Source organism: Aquimarina sp. RZ0 (assembly GCF_008370685.1).
Classification (GTDB): domain Bacteria; phylum Bacteroidota; class Bacteroidia; order Flavobacteriales; family Flavobacteriaceae; genus Aquimarina.
This window is the reverse complement of record NZ_VTZU01000124.1, coordinates 1-9,853: the sequence shown is the minus strand read 5'-3', so window position 1 is coordinate 9,853 and position 9,853 is coordinate 1. Positions and strand designations below refer to the sequence as shown.

The following is a 9,853-nucleotide window of genomic DNA, read 5'->3' as shown; positions in this document are numbered from 1 at the left end:
CGTGCTTACTAAAAAAAGCAGCAACACTTTAAAAAACGGCCTTGCAAAGAGCTAAAGTTAATACCCAGTAAATTACGAATTTTACGTTAGCCTACGTACTGAAGTTTCTGGGGTCTATGAGGGATTGCTTTTAACGTTAAGCATTTTGCTGACTACTTTTGTTTTACAAATAAGTAAACAACTTAACGACCATCTGGAGAGAAATAGCAAACCATTTGATATGGTAATTGGCGCAAAAGGGAGTCCGTTACAGCTGGTATTATCTGCTATCCTACACATAGACAATCCAACGGGCAATATATCTCTTGATGAGACTTTAAGAATAAGTAAAAACCCTATGATAAAAGAAGCTATACCAGTTTCTTACGGTGATAATTATCGGGGTTACAGGATTCTGGGAACTACAGGTAAATATGTACGTAAATATGGTGCAACCTTAAAAGAGGGAAAATTAAACACTAAAAACTTTGAAGCAATATTTGGCGCTGAAGTAGCCAAAAAACTGAACCTTAATATAGGAAGCCTTTTTGTTAGTTCGCATGGGCTACTACAAAATGAAATAGAGGCGCACGATGAAAAACCTTTTGTAGTGAGCGGTATCTTAGCGCCTACCGGAACAGTTGTAGATCACCTTATCATAACAAATCTTGAAAGTATTTGGGAAGTTCATGAGCATAAGGATGAGCATTCAGAACATGAAAAGCACAAGGAAGAACATAAAGAAATTACAGCGTTATTATTAAATTTCAGGAATCCTATTGGAGCATTGCAACTTTCTAGATCGATCAATAAAAATACCTCCTTACAAGCAGCACTCCCAAAATTCGAAATTGAACGATTATTAAATTTTTTAGGGATCGGTTTTCAAGCAATCAATGGCATCGCTATAGCAATACTGCTAGTGGCTGGTTTAAGTATTTTTATTAGTCTCATAAAAACTGTAAGAGAAAGAAAACATGAACTGGCTTTATTAAGAACGTATGGAGCCACTACTTTTCAATTATTAAAATTAGTTTTTCTCGAAGCACTTTTTTTATCCTTAATGGGATTTGTCTTTGGATGGTTCTTGGGAAGAGTAAGCATTCTTTTTTTTTCAAATTTAGCCTCCGATACATATAAGTATCATTTGGAGATCAGTGTACCTGATATGCAGGAGTTTTTTATATTAATTATAGTGATTTTCATGACGATACTTGCATCGATTTCAGCTTCTTATTCTTTATTTAAATTAAATATTTCTAAAATTTTAGCCGATGTGTAAAATACTTTTATCACTAATTTTCATAAGTATCCCATTTCATCTTATTGCTCAGCAAAAGTTGTCCTGGGAGGATTTAGAAGAAGTTAGTTTTCATGATGTTTATAACGTCCATTATGACGACTATTTTTTGAAACCAACATTTGGCCCCATTATAAAATCATATGAAGGGTCCAAAATCACTATCAGTGGTTATTTCTTGGATTTTTCTTATGAAGAAGAATTTCATATGGTATCCAGAAACCCTATGTCTTCCTGTTTTTTCTGTGGAGGTGCAGGTCCTGAAACTATTGTCGAAGTCATTTTTAAAAATAAATCAAACTATAAAACAGATCAGGTAATAGAAGTTACCGGAATACTGGAATTAAATGCAGAAGATGTAGATCACTGTAATTATATACTAAAAGAAGCAACAGCGAAATTGATACAGTAAATTCAATTAAACCCGCTTTATGCATTATAAAATCTATTACATCTTGAAGCAGCCTTTGCTTCTTTTTTTATTTCACCATAGTGCTGCTATGCTATAATGAAGAAAAAGCCAGTATTTATTGCATCATCAAACTTTATTACAAAGTTCTAATGCATAAAACAAGTTAAAATTATACTTTAGTTGTTAGAAAAAAGAATTCATCAAGTTTTACAATACATGAATAATATAACATATCGTAATTGCCTCTTGCCAAACATAATTTATAAAAGTTTCTTTTTGCTTACACTTATAATAGTGCCGTCATCTTGTCAAAAAAAGGAACATCTTGTAAAAGTAGAAGGAGTAAGAATTGAAATCAACGATAGTACTCCTGATAATTTAGATATAGAGGCTTTTATTAAGCCATACAGGGCACACGTAAATAAGACTTTAGACAGTGTTTTGGCTTATGCACCAGAGACATATTCCAAAAGAGATGGAATCTTGAATACTGCTATAGGTAATTTAATGGCTGATATTGTTTTAGAGCAGGCCAATCCTTTTTTTATATCAAAGACTAAAAATGAAATTGATATGGTACTATTAAACCATGGCGGGATACGAGCACCAATCCCGAAAGGTACTATTACCTCACGTACGGCCTATCAGGTGATGCCATTTGAGAATAGTATTATAGTCGTCGAACTGAAAGGTATCTATATCAAAAAACTGATTGAGTATTTACAAAAATCTCGAAAAGCACATCCTATTTCTGGATTAAAATTAACAGTTGATAAAGATTTTGAGATAGTCAAAGCTTTGATCAGAGACAAAGAAATTAAAGATGAAGAGCTTTATTTTGTAGCTACAAATGACTATTTATATTACGGAGGTGATGCGATGTATTTTTTTGAACACGCTGAGAAGGCACATAAGTTAAATTACAAAATACGAAATGCCATGATCGACTATTTTAAAAAGGTAGATACGATCTCACCAATAATGGATGATAGATTTTTACAAGTTAATTAACAACGATAGCAATGAAACGAAGAGAATTTGTAAAACATACAGCTTTAACTGCAGGTTTGATGACTATTGGAGGAGTTAGTTTATCGTCTTTTTCTGCTAGCCAAGCAAAAAAAATAACAATTTTACATACAAACGATGTGCATAGTCATATAGATCCATTTGGCCCTGAAGAAGGTAGGAATTCTAATAAGGGAGGCGTTGCACGAAGAGCAACCATTATTGAAAGTATCAGAAAAGAGAACCCAAACACCTTGCTGTTAGACGCAGGTGATATTTTTCAAGGAACTCCTTATTTTAATTTTTATGGAGGAGAACTAGAATTCAAGTTGATGAGTATGCTTAAATATGATGTCGCAACTATAGGTAATCATGATTTTGATAATGGTATTGAAGGATTACATGCACAACTGCCTTATGCCGGATTTAAATTTGTTTCTGCCAATTATGATTTTTCTAATACGGTAATGGATACGTTTGTAAAACCTTATGAAATAATAATAAAAGATACTATTAAGATAGGAATATTTGGTTTGGGAATAGCACTGGAAGGGTTAGTAATGAAAGATCTATATAAAGAAACTAAATATCTTAATCCTATAGATATTGCTCAGGATATGAGTGCCATATTAAAGAATGAGGAAAAATGCGATTTGGTTATATGCTTATCTCATTTAGGATATGATTACAAAAACGAATCAAATAAAGTAAGTGATCTGAGTCTTGCCAGAGCTACAGAAAACATTGATCTTATCATCGGGGGGCATACACATACATTTCTTAAAGAACCAACAGTAGTAAAAAACAGGAAGGAAAGAGATGTACTGGTAAATCAAGTTGGTTGTTATGGTTTATATTTAGGAAGAATAGATTTCTATTTTGATAGCGAAAAAAGTAAAACTTCGGAAGGCAGCTCTATTATTATTTAAAATTCTCAAAATGTAGTATTATTTCAATAAACGCAATATTGTTGCTTTAATAAAAGCTGTATAAAGTTTAGATTGAATAAATTACTAGTTAGGTAGAGTTGGTTTTGACCAATTCATCACATTATGATTGTATATTTTGTTAAAGTTTAGTTAATTATGGATGAGTAATTGAATGCTCAATTATAGAAATTTCTTACAAGTTTTTCCTGAAAGATTTTTCTGGTTAAATACTTGCTAATATGTTGTTTTTACTAAAGCAACAACATTGCAATAATGTTTTTTAATATACTGTGAATTCCTGCTTAATTTTTGTAGATCAATTATTTGTCTTGTGGTTTTACCGCAACAATTTTTTCATTTGAATTTATACATTTGGGTTCTAACTCAAATTTTAACTCAAATATGAAAAATTTAAGCAAACTAGCTGTAGGTACACTACTTTCGGCATTAGTAATGACTTCTTGTCAAAATGAAAACCTCTCTGATGGAGCAGTAGAAACAATTGTAGAACCTACCAGTACAGAGGGTAAAATAATTCCAGGTGAGTACATTGTGGTATTTAAAGATTCTAAAATTAAACCGACATCGAAAGTTTTAGAAAAACGATCTTTTACGAATAGAGAAGAAAAAGCAAAATCAGTTCGAGACATTTCTGAGGTATCGATTAAAAAAATGAATACCATTTTGTCAGAAAACGATTTGGATCAGTCTAAAGTACTCGATTATTATACTACTAAAATTTCTGGGGTGGCTATTAAACTTGGAGATAATGAATTTCAAAAATTATCCAAAGATCCTAACATAGTCTCAATCGAGTATAATCGGGTTGTAGAATTACCAAAGTTCGAAGTAGAAGAAGTTATTACCAAAGAAGTGTCACAAAAAATGGCTCAACAAACTCCTTGTGGTATCACAAGAGTTGGAGGAGCCACTAATGGTGCAAGTAAAGACGAATGGATTTGGGTAATTGATAGTGGTATAGATTTAGATCATCCAGATCTAAATGTAGTTACCAATACTACTTATGCAAGATCTTTTGTAGGAGGATCTGCTAATGATTGTAACGGGCATGGAACTCATGTGGCTGGAACAGCTGCGGCGATTAATAATAGCATCGGTGTTGTAGGTGTTTCTGCAGGTGCAAAAGTAGTGCCTGTAAGAGTTTTTGGATGCGGACCCTCAAGTAGTACCGCTACTATACTTTCGGGAATTAATCATGTCGGGAGATATGATTTTCCTGGCGACGTGGTCAATTTAAGTTTAGGTGGTTTCTTTGGGTCAGGTTGTTCGAGTAATTCGCCTTATCGTAATGCTATATTATCATTATCAAGTTCAGGTACTTTTGTAGCTATTGCAGCAGGCAATAGTGGAGCTAATACGACCAATTATGCACCTGGTTGTATTAACGGAACTAATATTTATACAGTAGCTTCTATGACTTGTGGTCAGAGTTTTTCATCTTTCTCAAATTATAATATGAATCCTGTCGATGTGATCGCTACAGGTAGTAGTGTAAGAAGTACATATTTGAATGGAGGTTATGCTACATTGAGCGGAACTTCAATGGCATCACCTCATGTTGCAGGAATTATGCACGCCAGAGGAAATGGACCTAGAACATCTGGTACTGTAAGAAACAGAGGAGAAAACTATCCCATAGCTGTAAGATAAAAGACATAGTCTTTATTTTTAAGTTGGGATGTGTAGTTCGAAACCATCCGCTGGAGAGCGGGTGGTTTCAATTTATTTGCACTTATTACAGATACCGATGACCAAGAATTGAGTCTCTTGAATGGTAAAACCTTCTAAGTTTGGGATGTGTAGCGTATTGGGTTGACAAGTTACCTCTTTACACACTTGACATTCAAAATGTATGTGATTATGAATCTTATGAGATGTTCCACAGTTATTACAAAGGGCATAATACGCTTTACCATTTTTACCCGTTACGAAATGAACCTCTCCTTTCTCAGTAAATCGATCTAAAATCCTGTATATAGTTGTTTTGTTAACCTTTATTGGTATTGCAGCCATAATATCTTCAGCAGACATAGCGTGTTCTGTTTCAGAAAGGATTTTCTTGACAAGATTTTGCTTTTCAGTATTTCTTGATTTTTTGATTTCCATGGTATAATATTCAAATTCCTTTACTTTATCGAAAGTAGTAATTTTTTAGCCATGCTTCAATACTTTGTCTTTTAACAAATTTATTTTTTACTCGATAATCGGCACCACTACCTATAGAAATGAAAGCAGTCTTTACCGTTTGTTCTATATCATCCTGATTAAATTTGAATTCGAGTTTATCAGAACTAAGAAATAGTCTTGTGGTAATCTTTTGATTATACTCTTTGTTTCCATTTTTTTTCCGATGGACAAAATTCGTATTACCCCAAGTGTAGCCAAAAAATATACCCAAATTAACACCCGTAGTAAATTCTGTGTCATTCTCTCCAAATTGGACTTTCAAAAGGAACTGCTAATGTGCAAATGATCATTGATACGATTTATAACTAAAAATTTCGCATATTCATCGTTTCTTTTTCCTTTCTACTTCGTTTAAAAAATAAACCGTAGCTATAGCTATGCTTGATTTTTTTGCCTTGCATAAAGAAAAAATAATTCAATGAATTTATACGAATTTTTTAATCACAAATCGTATGACTGAAACTTACTTTAAGTGATTGTCTGTTTTTGAGTTCAAAAAAAAAAGATTTTTTCTTGATTTAAAAGTTTACAGAGTATCTATTGAATTTTAAGAAACCTGTTTTCATAATACGTATTTACACTTATAATAAAACTTACCTTTTGGTTTTTCTTTGTAATGATACTAAAAGTGGGATCATTCGAAGTTTTGTGTCTGATCTGACCGAAATGCCTTTGAAAATCTTTAAGAGGTTTTTACTAAATATAAAGATACGAAAGGTCATATATCTATTTGATAGTTTGTCAAAGTAGTTAGTAATAAAACGTGTAATGATATAAAGAATATTATGAAAAAATACGATGTAGTTATTATTGGATCAGGAATAGCTGGTTGTTTAACTGGAATAGTTTTAGCTAAACACAAGCTCTCAGTACTTCTTATTGATGCTGGTTCACATCCTAAATTTGCAATTGGAGAGTCAACCGTTGGTCATACTTCTGAAATGATTCAACTAATTTCTGAACGATTTGATATTCCAGAAATTGGGTATATATCTTCATTTCGAAAAATTCGAGATAATGTTACTAAATCTTGCGGTGTGAAGCGAGGATTTGGGTTTATATATCACAATAATAAAGGAGAACAACTTAAGGACGAAGTTCATCAATTTGTTGTTCCACCATTAATGCATGGGTTAGATAGTCATATGTATCGTCAGGATATTGATTCTTTTTTGTTTAATACTGCCATCAAATATGGAGCGGATCATATGCTAAATACTAAAATAGACGAAATTCATTTTGAAGAACAAAGTGCTACTATTACTTTAGAAAATAAAACAAGTATTAGCTGTGATTTTGTATTAGATGGCTCTGGGTATCGTTCATTAATAAGTAAGAAATATAATCTGCGTAAAGAAAGTGATGAGTTACACACAAAGTCACGTTCTATTTTTACACATATGATAGATGTCTTACCCTATGACGATTGTATTCCTAAAAAATATCATAACATGCCATTGCCATGGTTTCAAACTACCTTACATCACATGTTTGACGGAGGGTGGATGTGGGTTATTCCATTTAATAATCATAGACAGGCCGTTAACAACGTTTGCAGTGTAGGATTAACCCTTGATATAGATAAATATCCTGAAACCGGGCTTTCGGCTTCCGAAGAGTTTTATAAAATAATAGGAAAATTTCCATCGATTAAAAAGCAGTTTAAAAAAGCTAAGAATATTAGAGATTGGGTTTCTACACCTAGATTACAGTATTTATCGTCTAGTTCTGCCGGTCATCGATATTTTCTTTTACCACATTCTGCAGGATTTGTCGATCCCCTTTTTTCCAGAGGCTTAGCAATAACTATGGATGGTTTATTTTATTTAATTCCTAAAATATTAGAAGCATTTGAAACCAAAGATTTTTCTGTTGAAAAATTCAAAAGTGTTGATACAATTGTTAAAAATTCAATTCTTTGCGCAGACGAACTAGTTCATACATCTTTTAAATCGTTTTCTGATTTTCGACTTTGGAATGCTTGGATTAGATTATGGGCTATGGCAGAAACGGGGTTAGATCAATTGAGAATTTTAAAGGCAAAACTGAAGTTCAAAAATGATAAAGATGATCAACATTTTAAAGATTTGGAGGATGTTCTTTATCCTGGATTTATTTGTCCCGATTCTCATACCTTTTACAAGCTTTGGAAAGAAACTAGAAAAGTGATTCTGGATGGATTAGAAAGTGGCGATATAGAAAAAGCCGAAAAGCAATTTTTTAAGTTACTTAATAATTCAGAATTAAATGCTCCTGTGGTGAGAATGGGAGATCCTAGAAAAAAAATATTTGGAGGAAGCGTAAAAAAAGGTTTACAAGCTTTTTATTGGGGAAAACAAAGTCCTAAAGAAGAACTAAAAAGATATTATGATATTAAACTCTCTGAAATTTTAAAACTGAATTTCGAGAACAGAAAAGAAGTTTCTACTAAAGATTTATAATACCAATTTTAAAAATAACAGAAATGAAAAATAATATAATGTATTTAAATTCGCTAACACCACTTAGAGGAATTGCTGCTGTTTTAGTGTTCTTTCACCATTTTAATAGTTTCCTGGGACAGCTATTACCTACTGGGAATTACTTAGTTACCAAATGGTATCTAATGGTAGATTTTTTTTTCTTATTAAGTGGATTTATTATGTATCACGTGTATGGCAATACCTTTAAAAACAATATCAAGAAGAAGGATATCATCGAATTTATTAAAGCGCGATTTGCGCGTTTGTATCCATTACATTTTTTTATGCTATCTTTTTCGATAGGCATATTTGCATTGCTGAAATTTAAGATAGCCGCATCCGATATTCCTCCAATACTGAATTTATTATTTGACCCTAACACAATTATAAGTAATTTGTTTTTGGTACAAGCTTGGGGAATGCATTTAGAAGCTAGTTATAATGTTCCCTCCTGGTCTATTAGTGCAGAGTGGTTCTTATATCTAATATTTCCGTTTTTACTATTTTTTATGAATAAATACAAAAAAACAGCAAAATGGCTCATAGCCGTATTTGCAATAGCTGGACTTTGTTCTATTATGTACCACTTTCAACCTATGGATTGGTTGCTTAGAAATGAATATCTTAATATTCCAGATACTAATGTGCCTAAGAATTCAATTAATGTTATTACAGGAATTGCATTGCTAAGAGGATTATGTTCCTTTTCTGTAGGTATGGTACTGTATGAAATTTTTCGAACAAAATGGATGATAAAATATCTATCTAAGAGTTATGTTTCCTTTGCTATTTGGAGTTTTTTGCTGATTGTATGGATTGGTGATTGGTTACCTGATGTGTTAGCAATACCATTTTTTTGCATACTACTACTAAACGCGGTGTATTCGCAAGGAGTATTAAAACGATTATTAAATAATAGAGTCTTTAATTATTTAGGAGAAATTTCATACTCGATTTATATGATACATGTACCTTTGATGTTTCTCTTATACATGATAACATTAATGCTAGGAATAGAAGGAGAGTCAGCACACGAATCAACTAACTTTCTTGATAATTTTATAGCTTCAATAATAGGGTTGTTAGTAGTAATAGGTCTGGCTTCGCTAACGTATTATTTTATCGAGAAACCATTAAGAAAATATTTGAATGAAAAAATTATCAGGAAAGAAAAGTATTACAAACCTATAAGAAATTAAAAATAAGATAATACCTTTTACACTTTGGATGTATCATAATAAAATGCGTCTAAAGTACAACTCTGTATAAAAAATTGCATAAATTGAAACCAAACTGCTTTGTACTTTTAGTGCAAAGCAGTTTGGTTTTAGTATAGAACATAGTCTCTATGTTCTATACTACTATGAAATTATACGATTTACGGGTGAGAATTTCGTAAAATAATGGCAAGGATTTTTCGCTAGATTGATTGGTTAATTCGGTTCGATTTGTGCCAATGATTTCGGAGTTATAGTGCCAGTCATTTCGGTTCAAACTGTGCCATTTATATCGGTTCGATTTGTGCCACTACGAGAGATCAAGTAATTACCTTATC

General features: G+C 32.3%; 9 protein-coding genes. 7 read left to right on the top strand and 2 right to left on the bottom strand.

The window, feature by feature from the left end; all coding sequences use genetic code 11:
- Nucleotides 1–220: 220 nt before the first annotated feature.
- From F0000_RS25870 to F0000_RS25850, 5 genes are all read left to right on the top strand, one after another.
- Nucleotides 221–1,261, top strand: coding sequence for an ABC transporter permease (locus F0000_RS25870; protein WP_149627604.1), 1,041 nt, complete (start codon nucleotides 221–223; stop codon nucleotides 1,259–1,261).
- A complete protein-coding gene (locus tag F0000_RS25865; protein WP_149627603.1) occupies nucleotides 1,254–1,691 on the top strand; it encodes a hypothetical protein in 438 nt (145 codons plus the stop codon). The genes F0000_RS25870 and F0000_RS25865 overlap by 8 nt, the downstream gene beginning before the upstream one ends.
- A gap of 276 nt (nucleotides 1,692–1,967) precedes the next feature.
- On the top strand, nucleotides 1,968–2,702 hold the full coding sequence (locus tag F0000_RS25860; protein ID WP_255452903.1) for a 5'-nucleotidase C-terminal domain-containing protein: 735 nt from the start codon (nucleotides 1,968–1,970) through the stop codon (nucleotides 2,700–2,702).
- 11 nt (nucleotides 2,703–2,713) lie between these two features.
- A complete protein-coding gene (locus tag F0000_RS25855; protein WP_149627601.1) occupies nucleotides 2,714–3,628 on the top strand; it encodes a bifunctional UDP-sugar hydrolase/5'-nucleotidase in 915 nt (304 codons plus the stop codon).
- A 402-nt stretch (nucleotides 3,629–4,030) separates the two neighbouring features.
- A complete protein-coding gene (locus tag F0000_RS25850) occupies nucleotides 4,031–5,299 on the top strand; it encodes a S8 family serine peptidase (RefSeq protein WP_149627600.1) in 1,269 nt (422 codons plus the stop codon).
- 72 nt (nucleotides 5,300–5,371) lie between these two features.
- On the opposite strand, the gene F0000_RS25845 is transcribed toward F0000_RS25850, so the two are convergent.
- Nucleotides 5,372–5,755: a Fur family transcriptional regulator gene (locus tag F0000_RS25845; protein ID WP_149627599.1), complete on the bottom strand. Its 384-nt coding sequence runs from the start codon at nucleotides 5,753–5,755 to the stop codon at nucleotides 5,372–5,374.
- A gap of 25 nt (nucleotides 5,756–5,780) precedes the next feature.
- Entirely contained in the window at nucleotides 5,781–6,098 is a 318-nt protein-coding gene (locus F0000_RS25840) for a hypothetical protein (protein ID WP_149627598.1), read from the bottom strand.
- Nucleotides 6,099–6,621: 523 nt separating this feature from the next.
- On the opposite strand from F0000_RS25840, the gene F0000_RS25835 reads away from it, so the two are divergent.
- Nucleotides 6,622–8,277, top strand: a complete 1,656-nt coding sequence (locus F0000_RS25835) for an NAD(P)/FAD-dependent oxidoreductase (protein WP_149627597.1) — start codon at nucleotides 6,622–6,624, stop codon at nucleotides 8,275–8,277.
- A 23-nt stretch (nucleotides 8,278–8,300) separates the two neighbouring features.
- Nucleotides 8,301–9,497: an acyltransferase gene (locus F0000_RS25830; protein WP_149627596.1), complete on the top strand. Its 1,197-nt coding sequence runs from the start codon at nucleotides 8,301–8,303 to the stop codon at nucleotides 9,495–9,497.
- Nucleotides 9,498–9,853: the final 356 nt, after the last annotated feature.